The organism is Actinomycetota bacterium (assembly GCA_030682655.1).
GTDB lineage: Bacteria > Actinomycetota > Coriobacteriia > Anaerosomatales > JAUXNU01 > JAUXNU01.
On sequence record JAUXNU010000064.1, the window covers coordinates 1 to 15,296 of the forward strand.

Genomic DNA, 15,296 nt, shown 5'->3' on the forward strand with positions numbered 1-15,296 from the left:
CTGGAAGTTCACCCGCGACGACCTCGCCGAACTCATGGCGAAGCTATCGGATACGGCGGTGCGGGCCGCGGCGTGAGGAGGGACGGTTACGTGAGCGAACTTACGGTTTGGAGTACTAGAGCGCGCGCGTCTCGAAGGCTATTGCGAGAGCCGCTTTCTGGCCAGCGAGGTGGGCGGCACGCTCGATCGGCGAAATGCTGAACGCAGGCGCTCCGTGAAGCACGCGCCATATGCCGGCGCTCAACACGGCCTCGATCGTGTGCCGTCCGGCGTGGCCAAGGAGCCCCTCGTACGGCGCGTTGCCGGGCGGTATCCGGTAGACGGCGATGTCTCCCTGCCTCCCGGGCTCGAGTGTCCCGAACTGGTTGTTCAGTCCCAGCACCGTTGCGCCCTCCGAGGTCATCATCTCGACGAGCCGTTGAGCCGAGAACCGCGGTTCGAGCCGTCTGAGCGCGCGGGCTTCCTCGAACAGATTCAGGTCGTCGTTGCTGGCCAAAGAGTCGGTTCCCAGGGCGAGCCGAACCCGGGCGCCCGCGAGGCGCCACGCCGGTGGCGCGCCGTTGTGGAGGTACGCATTCGAGCGCGGGCACAGCACGGCGCCCGCCGACCGGCGCGCGATGACGGGCATGTCCGCCGCGTGCGTCTGGGTGCAGTGAACGAGTACGGCATTTTCGAGCGCATCGAGCTCGGCGAGGTACATGGTGGCTGAGACCCCGGGTGCTTCGAAGCCGTGCGCAAGTCGAGCGGCGAGATCAGCGAGCGGACCGGTCCCATCCCTGAGAAGCTGGACCTCCGCGTACGACTCCGCGAGGTGGATGGCGAAACTGCATTCCTGGGCGATCGCACGAACGTGGAGTGCCCTGATGAGATCAGGTCCCGACGTGTAGGTGGCATGCGGTGACAGGCCGCAACGGACTCGCGAGGAGCACATGGCGGGAGGATCGCTCGGGAAGTCCGCGTCGTATAGCTTCTGCTCGACTGCGGCCGCGCGAACCCCGAGAAGTTCCCAGAAAAAGGCGCCTCCAAGGCCGGCGTCCGCCGCGATGGAGATGGACTCCGGTCCGTACGCGATATCTCCCACGACTGTTGTGCCGCTCATGATGCAGCGCGACGCGCCGTACGAGATCGACGCAGCGATGTCGTCTCCATCGAGGGCGCGCCATGCGATCGGAATCCACTTGATCCACTCAGTGAACGGCTGCGGTGGGATATGGCCCTTCAGGCATGAGAGGGCGAGATGTGTGTGGGCGTTGACGAGCCCGGGCATCGCGATGCAGCCAGGGTACTCCTGGATGTCGGTGTCACCGGCCGTGCGCTTGAGTTCCTCGGCGGGGCCGACGGCGGCGATGTGGGCACCGCGGACAAGAATCGCGCCGTCGCGAATCGGAGGAGATGCGACCGGCACGACCCAGTCGGCGGTTATGAGCACGCGTTCACTCCTGTCCGAGGCGGACGTCGGGAATCGGCAAGAGCGAAGGCTTGCGCAGGTCCATGCAGCCGCACGAGGCGCCGAGGTCGGCATTGGCGATCGTGTCGAGCACGATGCGCGCGATGGTCTCGGCTTCCTCGAAGAACACCGCCTTCATCTCACCGTGCTCCCATTCCCGGACGACGCCTTCGGCGTAGTTGACAACGATGTAGATGCCCGCGAAGCATGCACCGATGTCGCGCGCCAGGAACACTTCCGGCGCCAAGGATTGGCCGACGATGTCGCCACCGAGCTTGCGCATGTAATCGACTTCGGCGACGGACTCGAAGCGCGGGCCGTCGGTCACGAGGTAGACTCCGCGCGGGAACACGCGGCCGAAGTGCTCGCTCGCGCCGCGGTAGAGGTGGTCGGCCATGTCCGGGCAGACCGGCTGCCGCATGATGAGCAGGTGATCGCCCCGGACGTAGATGTCCTGTTTGGTCGTGAGGTCGATGAAGTCGTTCGGCACCACGATGTCGCGCGGGTCGAGCATGTGGTTGAGGGAGCCCACGCCTCCATCGGCAAGCACCTTTCGCACGCCGGCCTCGGCGAAGGTCCAGAAGACCTGCAGGCTCGCGTCGCCGCGCTTCACACCCCGGCGCCAGCCATGCATCTTGACCGCAAGCGCCTCGCGCGGGCCGTGCGGACCCTCGACACGGAACTGCATGAACGCGGGCGAGCGGCCGAACGGCGTATCGAAGTGCAGGTCCTCGGCAAGGACCGTGACACGGTCGTCTGCAAGCGCGCCGGGGAAGTCGAAACTGAGCGAGCCGGATCCGCCGCAGATGCCGAACTCGGCGCGTGGAACTGACTGTTCGGGCATGTGAAACCTCCTTGGATAGAGGTTACCCGATGGGGCCGACAAAGTGTGGCCTACCTGCCAAGTAGTCGCGGAGACCGGCGATGGCGCTGCTGTCCCAAGGGGCGGAGGGCCGCGAGGGTGCGGGTTGAGATGCGACAGCTCTTTGCACGCTACAGAGCTGCCGTCCTCACTGTATGCTTGTAGCTAGAAAGGCGGGTCCACATGGAACTCTCCGCGCGCAATCAGCTCAAGGGGACCGTGGTCGCGATCTTCAAGGCATCTGTGGTCATGATCGGAGTCGAGTAGCGGTGCACCTCACACCCATCGGCGTCATCCACACGCCGCTCTCTTCCAAGGAGGACGCGCCGATCCAAGGCGCGTTCCGACCTGAGGCGGTCGGTACGGTGGAGCTTGTCGCCGAGTATGCCGAGGGCCTTGCGGATGTCGACGGGTTCAGCCACCTGATCTTGCTCTACGCCTTCGACCGTGCGGCGAGCGTCGAGATGGTGCGCGATACGTTTCTGGCTGATACTCCGCACGGCCTGTTCGCAACACGCCACCCGGCTCGTCCGAACCCAATTGGGCTCACCGTGGTCAGGCTCGTGTCGGTCGATGGGGCGGTGCTCACGGTGGCGGGCGTGGACATGCTCGACGGGACGCCCCTGCTCGACGTCAAGCCCTACATCGCGCGCTTCGACGCCTTCCCGGATGCGGACGAAGGTTGGATCGCGGGGCTTCAGGAACGGCCGAAGCCTCCTGGGCGTGAGTGATCGGCCGCGCGCGGGTTGGGGCCGCTCGGCCACTGGATGGACGACGGCCCGTGAGTCCCGCGCACGGATGCGCCCGCAGCACTACGGCGTCATGACCACGTCCCCGCCGTCCTCATCCTCGGGGTCAGCGCCCGCTGGCGCTGCTCGATCTCGGTGCCGCCGCATGTGGCGCAGGTCTGCGGCTGGGCGTCGCGCAGCCATGACGTGTCGCAGGCCCCGCAGGTGATGCGGATACCCTCGGGCGATTCGCAGCCGCTCAGGTTCTCTGTCTCGCCGCAGGCGGGGCATGCGATGTCTCGGGGCATGAGGCGACTCTCCTCGGCCGGGGGGACAAGGTTCTCGCGCCATCCTACTCCTTGACACTGGTCGTCATCCTTGGTCTGCTGGTGCTCCTTTCGTAGGAGAAGATGGTTTCGTGGTTTGGTAGCATGGTCGGGGGGCTCCCTGCGTGTGGATCATGCGGGCCGTAGATATGGTGTCGGACGTGATGTTTTCCCGGGGAGAGACGCGGCATGACGTTGATCACATGTTCTGAATGCGCGAGATATCGAACCTGGCGGAGTTCTGCCCCGGTTGCGGCGCACCGGTCTCCTCGGCGACGATCGAGCCGAGCTGTGCCACTGCGGACGAGCCGTACACGAGTTCTCCGCGATCGGAGGAACCTGCCGCGACGGCCGACTCCCCTCGTCAGAACGTCCTTGGACGGATTCTCGGCGTCGCGGGCGTAGTGCTCGGGCTCGCCTCGCTGGCGATGCCCTACACGCTGGCGATAGTCGTAGTGGTGGTGGCCGTGGCGTGCGGGGTGGTTGCGATCCTGCGACGGCATCGGGTGCTTGGTGCGGCCACGCTGATCGCTGCCGCCATCGGTCTGGTGGCCCTGATCTACGTCGCCCAACATACCCCGAGCATCACGAACGGCACCGGCTCACCCGGCGCGCCCAGCGGCGATGGATCGGCCGTCGTCACATCGGCGGAATACGACCAGCTCACCGAGGGAATGACCTACCAGGAAGTGGTCGCCGTGATCGGCGCCGAGGGAGAAGAATCGGAAGGCTCGGAAGTCGACGGCTTCCCCACGGTCATGTTCACGTGGACCAATCCTGACGGCTCTAACATGAACGTGATGCTCCACAACGGGAAGCTCGTCAAGAAGACCCAGGTCGGACTACCCTGAGTCAGCGCCGCCGCAGTACGCGGGCGAGTAACAGCAAGGGGACACCTGGTGAACGAGCGAGACAAGATGCTTCGCGGGGAGCCGTACGACGCCAGCGACCCCGAGCTCGTCGGGGGGCGCATTCGTGCCCGGCGTCTCACGCAGCAGTATGCCGCTCTCGACGCGGCCGACGATGACGCGCGCGAGGCTGTGCTGCGCGACCTCCTTGGCGAGATGGGCGAGGGTACGTGGGTGGAGGCACCGCTGTTCTGTGACTACGGCACGCAGATCCGCATGGGCGCTCGCGTGTACGTGAACATGGCCTGCGTCTTCCTGGACGCCGCCCCCATCACGCTCGGCGACGACGTGCAGCTCGGGCCGGGCGTCCAGCTGCTCACCTCGGACCACCCGCGCGACGCGGCGCAACGGGCCGGCGGGCTCGAATCCGCTCACCCCATCTCGATCGGAGACAGAGCCTGGCTCGGGGGTGGCGTGATCGTGCTGCCGGGCATCGAGATCGGTCGCGACGCCATTATCGGCGCGGGCAGCATCGTGACGCGCTCGATTCCGCCGGGTGTCACCGCAGTGGGGAATCCGTGTCGGGCGATCTCGGACGCCGGACAGCGTCCCTGATGAAGCTACCTGCTCGACTGCCGTTTCATGCGTGTCACGGCTTCGATCGTGACGGCGGCGATCAGCACGGTGCCGGTGACGATGTACTTGACCGAAGACTCGAAAGCAAGCAGGTTCATGCCGTTGGCGATCGAGCCGATCACAAGCGCGCCCAGCAGCGCCGACCACACGGACCCTCGTCCGCCAAAGAGGCTCGTCCCCGCGATGACCGGACCGGCGATCGCCATAAGCAGCAGGTCGCTGCCGCCCGAGGACTGGTTCACCGCCATCAGACGCGAAGCGGCAAGCACGCCGCCCATGGCTGCCAGCGTCGATCCGAGCATGAAGACGAGAACGCGCACGTTGTCGATCTTGATGCCGCCGCGTCGGGCCGCCTCGTCGTTGCCGCCCACGGCGAAGATGTGCCGACCGAAGCGTGTGCGTTCGGTTAGGTACGAGAACACCAGGGCCAGCGCAAAGACGATGCAGACGACGAGCGGCAGTCCCCGGTCCTGGTTGACCACGTAGACCAGCGCAAGAACCGCCGCGCCTACGGCTGCGACACGGAAGACGAGGCCGCGCATCGACCCCACGTGCAACCCCGACGCATGTCGCCGAGCTCGTCCAACCACTGAGAACGCGAAGATCGACGCAATCGACACGCCAGCCACGATCCACCCGATTGCGGGCGAGAAGAACGTGCCTGCCATCCCGATGATGAAGTCGTTGTTCAAGTTGATAGTCCCTGTTTGTCCGAGCACGTACAGCTGTAGACCGAGCAGCGCCAGCGAGCCGGCGAGCGTCACGACGAACGAGGGGATCCTGAATCGCGTGACCATGAATCCGTAGAAGAGTCCGATGAGCATGCCGAGCCCCAGTGCGGCGCCCACAGCCAGAATCGGCGAGTAGCCGCGCTGAACGTTCATGACGGCCATCACCGAGGAGCTGAAGCCGCTCACGGCTCCGACCGACAAGTCGATCTCCCCGAGCAGGAGGATGAGCACGACGCCGATCGAGATGGTGGCCACGGCGGCCTGCTGCAGCATGAGGTTGGTGAGGTTGCCGGGGCTCAAGAAGCGGGGGTTCTGATACTGGAAGAACGTCCAGATCAGGCCGACCATCAGGAGTACGAGAAGCGGTCCCGCCTCGCCCTGGGCGAGTTTGCGCCCGAGGTCGCGGAGCATCTCCTTGGCCCCGCCCAGCGACACGGGCGTCTGCTGATCGGCGCTCATGCGTTCTCCTCGTGTTCGCCGATTCCGAGGCCGAATTCCGCACCCGTGATGGCCGCGACCACGTCTTCGCGGCTCGCTCCCCGGACGTCGAATGTGGCGGCACGTTTGCCCAGTCGCAACACGATGATCCTATCCGCGACGGCGAAGACGTTCTCGAGGTTGTGGCTGATGACCACCACGCCGAGTCCGCGCTCCCGAAGCGTATGGATGAGGCTGAGCACCTGCTCCGTCTGCGAGACGCCAAGAGCTGCGGTTGGTTCGTCGAGAAGAACCACGCATGGCTCGCCAAGCAGCGAGCGAGCGATGGCAACAGCCTGACGCTGACCGCCCGAGAGCGAGCCCACGTGTACGCGTACGTCCTGGATCGTCGTCACCGCGAGCGAGTCCAGGAGCTCGAGGGAACTCTGCTCCATCGTCGTCTCGTCGATGTAGTAGGCGGCTCTGGCGATTCCCGGCGAGAATAGCTCGCGGCCGAGGTAGAGATTGGCGACGACGTCCAGGTTGTCGCACAGGGCGAGGTCCTGGTAGACGGTGGCGATCCCCAGTGCCACGGCATCCTGCGGGCTGGAGATCTTCACCGGTTTGCCTCGGAAGTAGAACGAACCCTCGTCGGCCAGCTGTACGCCGGCAATCGCCTTCACAAGAGTCGACTTGCCCGCTCCGTTGTCGCCGACAAGCGCAACCACCTCTCCGGCGTCGACCTCGAAGTCGACGCCGGAGAGGGCCTGGTTTGCGCCAAACGCCTTACTTGCGCCTTTGATCGCAAGCAAAGGCGACTTTGTTGCGATCGTGCTGCCGAGGGCAGAGGTCACTTGGTGAGCCCCACCGCCGCGCCGGCTGTAACGAGCTCCGGCGTGTTCAGGATCTCTTCAACCGACCAGAAGCCATCCGCGACTACGGTGTCCTTGATGTTGTCCTTGGTCACGGCAACAGGCGTCAAGAGAACCGAGGGAATGTCCCCGAAACCGTTGGCAACGTTGCTGAGTGTCATGCTCGAAGGAACACCCGAGCCGTCGGCGAGACCGACAGCGAGCTCCGCAGCGGCGTACGCCTCGGCCTTTATTGCCTTGTAGACGGTCATGTACTGCTCGCCCAGAAGGACGCGCTGGATACCGGCAAGCTCGGCGTCCTGGCCGGTCGACGGGATCTTGGTCGGGTCGATGCCGGCGCCCTTCATGGCGGCGATGGCGCCGCCGCACGTGCCGTCATTGGCGCAGTACACGCCCACGAACCCGTCCTTGCCCAGCTTCGTGATGGCCTGGTCCATCTCGGTCTGCGCCTTGTCGGGGCTCCAGTCCGGCGTGTCGTACTCGGCACCGATCTCCATCTTGCCGTCGAGGACACTGTGAGCGCCCGCCTTGAACAGCGTGGCGTTGTTGTCGGTCGGGGAGCCGTTGATCATCACGATGGTCTTGCCGGCGTTGCCGTCTGCGGTCAGCTTGTCGAGCAGTGCCTGACCTTGCAGATTGCCGACCTTCTCGTTGTCGAATGACACGTAGTAGTCGACGTCGGCGTTCAGGATCAGACGGTCATAGCTGATGACCGGCACACCTTGCGCGGCGGCCTTCTCGACGATCGATGCCGCAGAGGCCGAGTCCACCGGATCGAGGACGAGGACATTCGCGCCATTGGTGAGTGCGGCTTCGGCCTGTGATTGCTGCTCGGTCGCGTCCTGGTTGGCATTGCTGTACAGGATCTCGATGTCGGGGTTGAGTTCCTTGACCCGTTCCTCGAAGAGCGGCTTGTCCTGCGTCTCGTAGCGCGCCGTCTTCGTCTCCGGAAGGAGCAAGGCGATCTTCACCGTCTTCGCGGTCTCCTTCTTGGTGGTGTCGGTGGTACCGCTTCCACACCCTGTGACCGCCAGCGCTGCGAACACGAGGAGTGCTGCGAGCGCCAGCAACACCAGCGCCTTCGTTCCCTTCATAACGCCCTCCTTCGACTCGTTGTCCGTCCCAAAGTCCCGCGAACCACCCTTGTGAAACCCATGGTTGTCGAGTCGAAGCGGTCACCAGTCCGCACGTTCTGCGCGCGACCACGACTTGCGGCCCCCAGATGCTCCGCGTCACCCATGTTGATTCCCATATTCAGACTGGCTCACTCGGCTGCGCGCCGTACTTCCGAGGGCGTTTGGTGCGCCTGCGGCGGCAGCGGGAATCAATGCGCAAGACGCATGCAGTGACCTGGCGCTAGGAGGAGATAGCGATGTCCCCCACCAAGAACAGTGGCACCGGCACCAAGGAAGACCCGTGGGTCCTCAAGACCCCGCCCGGCACCTCTACGTATGAGATGTATCGCGACGAGCACTCCAATCCTCCGGCGATTGTCTGCGTCGTGGGCACGACCGTCCTCGGCTATCAGCTGCGGGCGATCGAGGGCTTGCACGCAATGCTGAAGCAACACGGTGACTGGATGCCGCTGGGCAGTGCTGATGAGCAGAAGCCTGCCAAGGACGGTACCGTCGAGGCGTGGGCGCGCTCGGCGGACAACCCCGTCGGCGGGTGGTACGGCCTGAAGAAAGGGCTGCGCGGCCGCTTCGGGATGTACATGCCGCCACTTCTCGAGGCGCTCGGCCTGGCCGAGGTCGAGCACAACGCCCGAAACAACCGCATGCGAGCGTTGTAGCCTGAGACGCGTCGCGCCCGCGGAGTGTCCTCGCACGGGCGCGACTGGAACAGCTGGTGTCGGTGACTCTAGGTTGCGGGTGGTTCGGACTCGGGCGCCGCGGGCGGCGACTCCCCGGCAGCCTTCCGCCCCCGTAGCGGCATCGCTTCCATCACGAGGTCCATGATCGCCTTGACCTCGATGCCAAGGTCGAGCGACTCGTTGAGACCCTCCATCTGGAGTCGGCAGTTCTCGCACGGGCTGGCGATCAGCTTCGCGCCGGTGGCCTTGATCTGCGCCACCTTGATCGAGCCGCTCCTCAGGCGGAACTCGTCCATCTCCGAGATCGCCACAAGGCCGCCTCCACCGCCGCAGCACCACTGCTGCTCGCGGTTGGGTGTCATATCGCGGAAGTCCGGCGCGAGGGCCCGCACGATGTTGCGCGGCTGCTCGAAGATGCCTCCGTTGCGTCCGACCTGGCATGGGTCGTGGTACGTGATCGGCTCGGTGATCGCGCGCGGATCGACCGTGATGCGGCCGTCGGCTATGTACTCGTCGATGACCTCGAGGATGTGGCGCACCCTGAACGGGTGCTTCTCGCCGCTCCACGCCTCATGGAAGATCTCTGCCACGCGGTAGGCGTGCCCGCACTCGGTGATGACGACCTCCTTTACGCCGAGGCGCTTGGCCTCGTCCATGAATCGGTCGGCGATCTTGCGAGCCTTCACCGCATCGCCAAAGAAGTAGCCGTAGTTGGCAGCCTCGAACAGCGACAGCGTCCAGCTTGCCTTGGCCTGGTGGAAGATCGCCGCTGCGGGCAGGATCGAGTGCGCGCCGACGAGCGCGACATACAGGATGTCGGCACCCTCGCGGTCGACCGGGATCTCGGCGCTGGAATCGCCCGTGACCTCACGGAGCTGCGCCTCGATGTCACGGAAGCCGTCCACGATCACGTCGCGGAACATCTCGAAGTTGTCGCTCTTGAACAGCGCCGCGTCGGCGAGCTGGCCGAGCATCTCGTTGCCCATGCCAGCGGCGATCAGTATCGCCTTTGCCACAGAAAGGATCCACGCCGTGTCGATCGAGAAGGGGCAGTAGTACATGCACCGGCGGCAGCCCGTGCACGCGTACGTGGACTCGTACAACTCCTCAAGTAGTCGCTCGTCCGGGTCGCGCGCCTCGTAGAGCGCGGGAACGAACTCTCCTGCCTTGGTGAAGTACTTCTTGTAGATCTGCCGGATGAGCTCTGCGCGCCGCGCGGGCAGGTACTTGAAGTCCTGCGTCGCGACGTACTGGTGGCAGGCGTCTTTGCAGATGGCGCAGCGCGCGCAGATGTCGAGATACTGCTTGAGCTGTCGGTTCATCTTCTTGTCGATGACGCCGGCGAGCGTGGTGATCTGCTGGCTGTCCATGCTACTCACTCCTCACCAGGTTGGCCGAGAAGGAGCCGATCGTGTGCACGAGCTTGCTGAACGGGAAGTAGATCAGGAACACGTCCGTGAACAGCATGTGCGTGCCGAGCGACCATCCGACGTTGGACGACAGGATCTCAGCGGGAATGACGGGCTTGAAGGCGAGCAGGCTCGTGAACCACTCGCGGTAGGTCGCCGCGTGCACGTTGCCGAAGAACCGCATGTGGTCGCCCATGATGACCACGCCGAAGAGCAGAGCGAGCAACAGGTAGTCCTCGGGTACCGACAGCTGCTTGAACGGGCCGAACGTGCGCCTCGCGATCCAGAACACGATCGCCGCGAGCATGACGGTGCCCGCGATGCTGCCCGACCACGCCGCGAACGAGTTCATGCCCTCCTGCCCGAGGAGCTGCGGTAGTACCGGGAACTCGGCGATGAGCCGCCCGTGACCAACGAACGCCCCGAGTGCGGCCACGTGGAACGCGAACGCGAACACCCACATGACGGGCTCGATGCGCGCTGACTGCGGCGCGATGAACGTGTCCTTCAGCATCTTGAAGAAGCGTCCGGTGCCTGTCTTCGGTTTCGGGAACAGCCCGAGCGGGACGGGGGACTTGGGCGTGGTCGCCCATTGGTAGATCCGCCATGCCATGCCCACCACGAACACGCCGATCCCGAGATAGACGCCGATCACCGATGTGATGTAGAGGTAGGTCTCCATCGGTTGCCTTTCTCAGAGGAACGGACTACTTGACGCGCTTGACCAGGAAGACGAACTCGCCACCGACCTTCTCGGCCGAGATGACTTCGTTGCCGGTGCTCTTGGCCCACGCGGGGATGTCGGCCATCGAGCCGGGGTCGGTCGCGACGGCTTTGATGACGCCGCCGACTTCCACGTTGCTGATGTTCTGGCTGACTTTCACCATGGGCATTGGGCAAAGCAGGCCCTTCAGGTCGAGCTCCAGGTCAGCCTTGATCTCCTCGGACATGTCGATCTCCTCTCGTTCGGCCACGCCAGGCGCGCGGCATCCGGTGGGTGCGGGCGAGCGTTGCGAGCGCTAGATGAACAGCTGCGAGTTGGCTTCCTGGGCCTTCATGAGGAAGAAGCCGACGCCAACCGGCTCCTGCACGCCGTCGATGAACGTGTCGCGCGGAATCTCCATGACGTCCATCGACATCTGGCAGGGGTAGAGTCCGACGCCAAGGGTGACGGCGAGGTCGCGTAGCTCGATGAGCTTCGAGACATTGTTCGCACCCATCATCTTCCCGAACATCCAGCGGCCCATCCCGCCGAAGCTGAACTGGCTCGGGTTGGACTTCGTGATGTCGCCGCCATACATGACGCCGAGCATCTTTCCAAAGAGGGACTTGCCCGTTCGCACGTTCTTCTTGATCGCGCGCAACCCCCAGAAGGTGAAGAACATTGTCACCTCCATGCCCATCGCGGCTGCGCCCGTTGCGATGATGAACGCGCCAAAGAGCTTGTCCATATCGCCGCTCATCACAACCATCGCGAGCTTCTTCTTGTCGCCCCACTCTTGGATCTCTTGCTCTGTGATCTCAGGCATCGTGAGCCCTCCTTGGTAGTGCGGGGTAGTGCAACGAACCCTCTCAGGGGAGGGGGTCGCCAAGGCCTATTCGGTGTCGCCTTCCGAGCCGAGCGCTTCGCCGAGCGTGGTGTTCTGCGCGGCAAGCGCCTCCTGCATGACCTCTGTGATGAGGTCGAACGCCTGGATGATCTTTGGGTTCGCGATGGAGTAGTAGACGTTGGAGCCGTCACGCCGTGCGCGGACGACACCCTTGGTGCGCAAGATTGAGAGGTGCTGGGAGGCGTTGGCTTGCGTAAGCTCGGCGGTCTCGACAATCTGAGACACGGTGAGCTCCCCGTCGCGGAGCGCGCCAAGGATGCGCTGGCGTTTCTCGCTCGCCAGCGTCTTGCAGAGGTCTGAGTGCAGGCAGTAGAAGTCGTTCTGCACGTCTAGCCCGAAGTTACGTTGACCTGAGATAGGAATGCACCATCTGAGCTGCTGGATCGGCTGCGGACGGTGCTCGTCTTCTGGCTACAACAGCTTGGCGGGGACCGGGGCACCCAGCAGCTCGAAGGCGCGCCTCGCGGTCAGGCTGGGCTCCGACACCCTCTCGAAGGTCACCGCGCCGGGTCCGTCCCCGACGCCGATCTCGTCTCGCACGAGGCAGGCCAGTTCGTCGAGCAGGTCCGTGAAGCCGAGCGCCGGCGCGTTCTCGCCCGTCGTCCGCCGTGACGCCTTCGCGAGCGCGCCTGCCGAGCGGACCGCAGGCGCGACGGGATCCTCTCTCGCGGGCGGCTCCTCGTCCGTGAACGTCAGAGGCGCCAGAGCGCGGCGCATGTGCCAGGCGACGTAGCAGGCGAGCATGCAGATGAGCACATGCGAGCGCACCCTGTCCTCGCGGTGATGGCGGACCGGACCGACCTCGAGGTGTGTGGTCTTGAGGCTGCGGAAGTCCGCCTCCACGCGGGAGAGCGACTTGTAGGCGAGAACGACGCCCGCCGCGTCCATCTCGCCGGCTCCGACCGATGTGCGGATGACGTAGACGCCGTCGAGCGCGGCCTCGGTGGCGATCCTCTTCTCGTTTCGAGAGAAGCGGAAGTCGTCGTCCGTGATCTCGATGTGGAAGTGCTTGCCCACACGGAAGCGATCGAGCACCTTCCCGACCGCGATTCCGATCCTGTCCGCCCCGCGCAGCGGGCGCGACGCGCGGGCCACGGAAGCGCGGACGCGGGCGAGCCTGGCCTCCGTGGCGCTGACGAGCTCCTCGCGCTTGCGGGCGCGCGTGATGGCCAGAGCGGGGTTGCGGCAGGCGACGAGCCGCTCACCGGGGTAGTCGGGATGGACGATCTCGGCCAGGTCCGACTCGTCGAAGAGCGACATCTGCAACGCGCCCGCGTCCGCGAGCACGCGTATGGACGGTGCGCGAAGCGAGGTGATCCAGCCCACGCCGCCCACGCGGCGCAGGTCATCGATGCGGGCCTTCGTGATCATGCCGCGGTCCCCCACCATGACGACGCTGTCGAGGCCGAAGCGGTCCTTGAGTTTGGTGACGGTGCCTTCGACGGTGGCCGGATCGGCCGTGTTGCCCGGATAGACCTCCACGGCGACCGGCCGCCCCTCGGCGTCGGTGGAGAGGCCGAACACGATCTGGGGCAGTTCGGGGTGGCCGTCGCGTGAGTGTCCGTGGGCGGCGAGAGGACAGCACCTGCCCTCCACATGCACGCTCGTCACGTCGTGGAGGACCAGGCCACCGCGCGTGAGGTGGGAAGCCGCCAGCGCACCCTCGATCTCACCCTGTCTGGACAGCAGCCAGTCCATCGCCGCGTAGACCTCGTCGCTGGAGGCGCCCTCGACCCCCAGGTCCTGCCCCAGCGTGGTCCGTGCCCACCAGCGGGAGGTGGCCAGCTTGGAGCCCGGGCGCACGACACGGGCCACCAGGAGCGCGAACGCCAGATCGCGCATCCGTGAGGCGGGACCGAGAAGCTCCGGGAAGCCGAGCGCGCGCGCCGCCGTCCACACGGCCGCTACGTGCCCGTGGGGACGCGAGCCGACGACCCGTATCCGTCCGATCGGGACGCACGCCTCCCCGGCGAGCGAGCACCTGACCGCCTCGATGGTCTCGGCGGGCAGGTGCGATATGTTGCCCAGCGTGCGATGGCGTACCTTGCCGCCCTCGCGGTAGGTCTGCCGCAGCAGCCAATACGTGTAGACGCGCTCACCGTGCTTGCGCTCTATCTTGGCTACATGTACTGCACCTGTCGCTCGCCTTCCCATGCCGCATACTCAAGCACATCCGCGTTTGGATGTCAACACCACTCCACTATGACTCTTGGCTACATCCATGACCGTCAAGAAACCCATCCAAGCAGGTCAGGGTTCAAATCAGAGGAGCGCGGCGACGTAACTTCGGTCTAGCCCTTTCGATGATCCGGCAACCATCGGACTTGCAGACATTCACATATGTGCATGTCCTAACATAGTATGCGAATGGCGTGCCGATGTGAAGGGCGAGGGCCGAGACTGCTCCTGGGTGTCGCGCGCCTACGACCCGTCGAGGCCGAGCGCCGCGCGTTTCTCCTGGATCGTCACGACGTGATGCTCGAGATGCCGAATCGTGTGAAGCAGCATCTGGCGCAACGTCACGAGCCCGGTCTCGGTGTGCACGCCTACGCGCTCCCACGCCTCCGCCTGCATCCGCTCGAGGTCGGCTGCCATCTGCGCGCGCGTTGCCAGCACAAGCGCGAGATCGAGCTCGATGTCGCGCTCGGCGTAGCTCAAGGCCTCGACGTACTCCCACCCGTCTACACCGACGAGCAACGGGCGCTCCATCGCTGCAATCCGCTTCATGCGGTCTGCGAGGAACTGCTCGCAGTCCGCCACGTGTGCCACGACTTCCTGCGTGCTCATCTTGCCGGGCACGGGGTAGGCGAGCAGCTGCTCCGTCGAGAGCCCGGCCACTGCCTGGCCAAGGAGCGCCGGTCCTTGGCGGTAGCGCTCGATGAGGTCTGCGACGGGTGCGCCGTCGTCGATTTGCGACGCGGCGATCTGGGCGTAGTCCGTAGCCATGGGGCCCTCCTTGGCAGGTTTGGTCGATTGTTGCACAGGCGGCATGAGAAACCTCCAATGTCGGTCTCATCGTGGCATTAGACTATCGGCCGATGCTTCAACTACGGAACATCCCGTAGTTCGACGCAACAAGGGAGCGTGATCGTATTGAGTGAACCCACCACACGTACCAAGGCCCGCATGATCAAGTCGGGCATCATCGTCACGGCAGCAACCGCCGCCGTGGCCGCCGTGGTCGCGCTCGCTGGTGCCGCGCCGGTCATCGCGCCGGGAGCTGTCGCGCCGCATGGGTATCGGGGAACGTGTACGACCTGCCACACCTACTCGACTCCGGCGCCTGCGCCCGTACCCGACCCCATCCCGGTCGTCAACCCGGCTCCGGATCCGGCTCCCGTGCCCGATCTTGTCGTGACCCCCGCACCGAACCCCGGTCACGATGCCGACGACCAGGGTGTCGAAGATGCCGATGACCAGGGCGCCGACGAGGCCGATGACCAGGGCGCCGACGAGGCCGATGAGGCCGATGAGGCCCATCAGTCGAGCGGCTCCGGCGAGATGTCCCGGACTCGCACCGGCACGCGCGACGGCATGGGGAGCATGACCGACGGCGAGCACGCCCGCGAGCAGGACGGCGACCACAACGACGACTAG

General features: G+C 65.2%; 18 protein-coding genes. 5 read left to right on the forward strand and 13 right to left on the reverse strand.

Annotation, left to right across the window (positions count from 1 at the left end; translation table 11 throughout):
- Positions 1 to 115: 115 nt before the first annotated feature.
- Both Q8K99_03845 and Q8K99_03850 read right to left on the reverse strand, forming a co-directional pair.
- Positions 116 to 1,429, reverse strand: a complete 1,314-nt coding sequence (locus tag Q8K99_03845) for an amidohydrolase family protein (GenBank protein ID MDP2181683.1) — start codon at positions 1,427 to 1,429, stop codon at positions 116 to 118.
- 4 nt (positions 1,430 to 1,433) lie between these two features.
- The gene (locus tag Q8K99_03850; protein ID MDP2181684.1) at positions 1,434 to 2,291 is read right to left on the reverse strand and encodes an MTAP family purine nucleoside phosphorylase; all 858 of its coding nucleotides are present in this window, start codon (positions 2,289 to 2,291) and stop codon (positions 1,434 to 1,436) included.
- A 287-nt stretch (positions 2,292 to 2,578) separates the two neighbouring features.
- Here Q8K99_03850 and tsaA point away from each other — a divergent pair, with 287 nt between their 5' ends.
- Positions 2,579 to 3,040, forward strand: coding sequence for a tRNA (N6-threonylcarbamoyladenosine(37)-N6)-methyltransferase TrmO (gene tsaA / locus Q8K99_03855; protein ID MDP2181685.1), 462 nt, complete (start codon positions 2,579 to 2,581; stop codon positions 3,038 to 3,040).
- A gap of 89 nt (positions 3,041 to 3,129) precedes the next feature.
- On the opposite strand, the gene Q8K99_03860 is transcribed toward tsaA, so the two are convergent.
- Positions 3,130 to 3,345, reverse strand: a complete 216-nt coding sequence (locus Q8K99_03860) for a hypothetical protein (protein ID MDP2181686.1) — start codon at positions 3,343 to 3,345, stop codon at positions 3,130 to 3,132.
- Positions 3,346 to 3,575: 230 nt separating this feature from the next.
- Between Q8K99_03860 and Q8K99_03865 the strand changes: the two genes are divergently transcribed.
- Complete coding sequence (locus Q8K99_03865) at positions 3,576 to 4,214, forward strand: hypothetical protein (protein ID MDP2181687.1); 639 nt, start codon at positions 3,576 to 3,578, stop codon at positions 4,212 to 4,214.
- 45 nt (positions 4,215 to 4,259) lie between these two features.
- A complete protein-coding gene (locus Q8K99_03870) occupies positions 4,260 to 4,826 on the forward strand; it encodes a sugar O-acetyltransferase (protein ID MDP2181688.1) in 567 nt (188 codons plus the stop codon).
- A 5-nt stretch (positions 4,827 to 4,831) separates the two neighbouring features.
- Here the strand turns inward: Q8K99_03870 and Q8K99_03875 are convergent, their stop codons facing one another.
- The 3 genes from Q8K99_03875 to Q8K99_03885 are packed head-to-tail and all read right to left on the reverse strand — an operon-like array spanning position 4,832 to position 7,961.
- Positions 4,832 to 6,037, reverse strand: coding sequence for a sugar ABC transporter permease (locus Q8K99_03875; GenBank protein ID MDP2181689.1), 1,206 nt, complete (start codon positions 6,035 to 6,037; stop codon positions 4,832 to 4,834).
- Positions 6,034 to 6,849, reverse strand: coding sequence for an ATP-binding cassette domain-containing protein (locus Q8K99_03880; GenBank protein MDP2181690.1), 816 nt, complete (start codon positions 6,847 to 6,849; stop codon positions 6,034 to 6,036). The genes Q8K99_03875 and Q8K99_03880 overlap by 4 nt, the downstream gene beginning before the upstream one ends.
- On the reverse strand, positions 6,846 to 7,961 hold the full coding sequence (locus Q8K99_03885) for a sugar ABC transporter substrate-binding protein (GenBank protein MDP2181691.1): 1,116 nt from the start codon (positions 7,959 to 7,961) through the stop codon (positions 6,846 to 6,848). The genes Q8K99_03880 and Q8K99_03885 overlap by 4 nt, the downstream gene beginning before the upstream one ends.
- Positions 7,962 to 8,239: 278 nt before the next feature.
- Here Q8K99_03885 and Q8K99_03890 point away from each other — a divergent pair, with 278 nt between their 5' ends.
- On the forward strand, positions 8,240 to 8,659 hold the full coding sequence (locus Q8K99_03890; protein MDP2181692.1) for a hypothetical protein: 420 nt from the start codon (positions 8,240 to 8,242) through the stop codon (positions 8,657 to 8,659).
- A 68-nt stretch (positions 8,660 to 8,727) separates the two neighbouring features.
- Here the strand turns inward: Q8K99_03890 and Q8K99_03895 are convergent, their stop codons facing one another.
- The 7 genes from Q8K99_03895 to Q8K99_03925 form a co-directional block, all read right to left on the reverse strand.
- Positions 8,728 to 10,050, reverse strand: a complete 1,323-nt coding sequence (locus Q8K99_03895; protein ID MDP2181693.1) for a (Fe-S)-binding protein — start codon at positions 10,048 to 10,050, stop codon at positions 8,728 to 8,730.
- Position 10,051: 1 nt separating this feature from the next.
- Positions 10,052 to 10,771: a respiratory nitrate reductase subunit gamma gene (locus Q8K99_03900; GenBank protein MDP2181694.1), complete on the reverse strand. Its 720-nt coding sequence runs from the start codon at positions 10,769 to 10,771 to the stop codon at positions 10,052 to 10,054.
- A gap of 25 nt (positions 10,772 to 10,796) precedes the next feature.
- Positions 10,797 to 11,039 carry a sulfurtransferase TusA family protein gene (locus tag Q8K99_03905; GenBank protein MDP2181695.1) on the reverse strand — a complete coding sequence of 81 codons (243 nt, stop codon included), beginning with the start codon at positions 11,037 to 11,039 and terminating at the stop codon, positions 10,797 to 10,799.
- A gap of 69 nt (positions 11,040 to 11,108) precedes the next feature.
- Positions 11,109 to 11,618: a DsrE/DsrF/DrsH-like family protein gene (locus Q8K99_03910; protein MDP2181696.1), complete on the reverse strand. Its 510-nt coding sequence runs from the start codon at positions 11,616 to 11,618 to the stop codon at positions 11,109 to 11,111.
- A gap of 66 nt (positions 11,619 to 11,684) precedes the next feature.
- Positions 11,685 to 12,026 (reverse strand): metalloregulator ArsR/SmtB family transcription factor, encoded by a 342-nt coding sequence (locus tag Q8K99_03915; protein MDP2181697.1) that lies wholly within the window; start codon positions 12,024 to 12,026, stop codon positions 11,685 to 11,687.
- 84 nt (positions 12,027 to 12,110) lie between these two features.
- Positions 12,111 to 13,853 (reverse strand): IS1634 family transposase, encoded by a 1,743-nt coding sequence (locus Q8K99_03920; protein ID MDP2181698.1) that lies wholly within the window; start codon positions 13,851 to 13,853, stop codon positions 12,111 to 12,113.
- A gap of 267 nt (positions 13,854 to 14,120) precedes the next feature.
- Positions 14,121 to 14,645, reverse strand: coding sequence for a DinB family protein (locus Q8K99_03925; GenBank protein MDP2181699.1), 525 nt, complete (start codon positions 14,643 to 14,645; stop codon positions 14,121 to 14,123).
- Between the two features lie 147 nt (positions 14,646 to 14,792).
- Here Q8K99_03925 and Q8K99_03930 point away from each other — a divergent pair, with 147 nt between their 5' ends.
- Positions 14,793 to 15,296 carry a magnetochrome domain-containing protein gene (locus Q8K99_03930; protein MDP2181700.1) on the forward strand — a complete coding sequence of 168 codons (504 nt, stop codon included), beginning with the start codon at positions 14,793 to 14,795 and terminating at the stop codon, positions 15,294 to 15,296.

Bases quoted from the DNA above. Each gene is read 5' to 3' on its own strand.
- Q8K99_03850 (MDP2181684.1), bottom strand. From the start codon at position 2,291: ATGCCCGAACAGTCAGTTCCACGCGCCGAGTTCGGCATCTGCGGCGGA.
- Q8K99_03875 (MDP2181689.1), bottom strand. From the start codon at position 6,037: ATGAGCGCCGATCAGCAGACGCCCGTGTCGCTGGGCGGGGCCAAGGAG.
- Q8K99_03865 (MDP2181687.1), top strand. From the start codon at position 3,576: ATGCGCGAGATATCGAACCTGGCGGAGTTCTGCCCCGGTTGCGGCGCA.
- Q8K99_03905 (MDP2181695.1), bottom strand. From the start codon at position 11,039: ATGTCCGAGGAGATCAAGGCTGACCTGGAGCTCGACCTGAAGGGCCTG.
- Q8K99_03890 (MDP2181692.1), top strand. From the start codon at position 8,240: ATGTCCCCCACCAAGAACAGTGGCACCGGCACCAAGGAAGACCCGTGG.
- Q8K99_03910 (MDP2181696.1), bottom strand. From the start codon at position 11,618: ATGCCTGAGATCACAGAGCAAGAGATCCAAGAGTGGGGCGACAAGAAG.
- Q8K99_03925 (MDP2181699.1), bottom strand. From the start codon at position 14,645: ATGGCTACGGACTACGCCCAGATCGCCGCGTCGCAAATCGACGACGGC.
- Q8K99_03900 (MDP2181694.1), bottom strand. From the start codon at position 10,771: ATGGAGACCTACCTCTACATCACATCGGTGATCGGCGTCTATCTCGGG.
- Q8K99_03895 (MDP2181693.1), bottom strand. From the start codon at position 10,050: ATGGACAGCCAGCAGATCACCACGCTCGCCGGCGTCATCGACAAGAAG.
- Q8K99_03860 (MDP2181686.1), bottom strand. From the start codon at position 3,345: ATGCCCCGAGACATCGCATGCCCCGCCTGCGGCGAGACAGAGAACCTG.
- Q8K99_03920 (MDP2181698.1), bottom strand. From the start codon at position 13,853: ATGGGAAGGCGAGCGACAGGTGCAGTACATGTAGCCAAGATAGAGCGC.
- Q8K99_03885 (MDP2181691.1), bottom strand. From the start codon at position 7,961: ATGAAGGGAACGAAGGCGCTGGTGTTGCTGGCGCTCGCAGCACTCCTC.